Genomic DNA, 1,027 nt, shown 5'->3' with positions numbered 1-1,027 from the left:
CCGGGCACCCAGACCTGGATTCGGACGCCGTCGGCGTCGAAGCCGTACTCCAGCGCCACGTGCGGTTGCCCGCTGAGCAGCCGGGCCCAGCGGGGTCGCAGGATGCCGACGATGTTGGACCAGAAGGTGATCGCCCCGGAGGGGTCCACGGTCGGTCCCGGCAGGATGGTGATCACGCGGGAGTCCTCGGCCAGCCGCGCACGCAGCCGGTGGGCCCGCCAGCTCCGGATCGCAGCCGTCAGCGTGCTGAGCAGCATGAGCCCGAGTCCGGCCATCGGCCCGTAGATCACCACCCAGCTCACAAGGTGGCCCAGGAGGTCTGTCAGGGTCCCGCTCGGGTCGCGCAGCAGCCGCGCCAACACGCTGTCCTCGCTCACGCCGCCCACCGATCCGCTTGGACAACGGGACGCCGACGTGGCCGTCGGCGATCGGCCGCTGCCTGCAGCTCGCTGAAGCGCGCCTGGCCCTGTCTCACCAGCAGGTGAGGAATCCGGTTGGCGGGTATGCCAATTCGGGGTGGTCCGGTAACCGCGATGGTGTCGCTGGCTTCCTGGCTGGCGAAGCCGGCCTTGGTGATGGCGGCCGAGTCTGGGAAGACGTCGGCGACCCGGTCCCGGGTCGGGTCGATCAGGTGGTCCTGGGTTCCGCCGTAGCTGAAGGTCCAGCGGAGGTTCGCCGGCGGGTCAGGCTCGACCAGGCGGCGAAATCTCCGCACTTCCTTGGTGTAGCAGTAGAAATTCGTGACCGGCCGCGCGCGGAAGATCCGCAGCCAGGCGGCGAGGTAGTCGTCGGAGAAGAAGTCGCCCGAGTCGTGCACACGGACCCACCGGCCGGCGAAGCGCGGATGGGCGAGCTCGGCGAGCATCGCGTGCTCCCAGCCGACCAGGTCGTCCAGCACGAACGCGAGGTTGGCTTCGTGCTTGGCCTTCACCGCCGGGAACCGGTAGGTGCCGACCCTGGCGTAGCACAGGTCGCGGCAGATCCCGGCCGACGGGCAGGTGTTGTAGGTGCGGCCGTCGGGCATGCG

The 1,027-nt window shown here is 69.9% G+C and carries 1 protein-coding gene and 1 pseudogene; both read right to left on the bottom strand.

All coding sequences use genetic code 11. From position 1 onward, the window contains the following. Positions 1 to 377: pseudogene (locus tag ACIG5F_RS49275) on the bottom strand (type VI secretion protein); the annotation flags it as partial. Then, positions 374 to 1,027, bottom strand: a 654-nt coding sequence (locus ACIG5F_RS49270; protein ID WP_396527287.1) for a hypothetical protein, incomplete at its 5' end; no start/stop codon positions are given. The gene ACIG5F_RS49270 and the pseudogene ACIG5F_RS49275, both read right to left, overlap by 4 nt.

It is taken from the genome of Kutzneria sp. NPDC052558 (genome assembly GCF_044547355.1).
Classification (GTDB): Bacteria; Actinomycetota; Actinomycetes; order Mycobacteriales; family Pseudonocardiaceae; genus Kutzneria.
The sequence above is the reverse complement of the archived record's forward strand: the minus strand, read 5'-3'. Positions and strand labels throughout refer to the sequence as shown.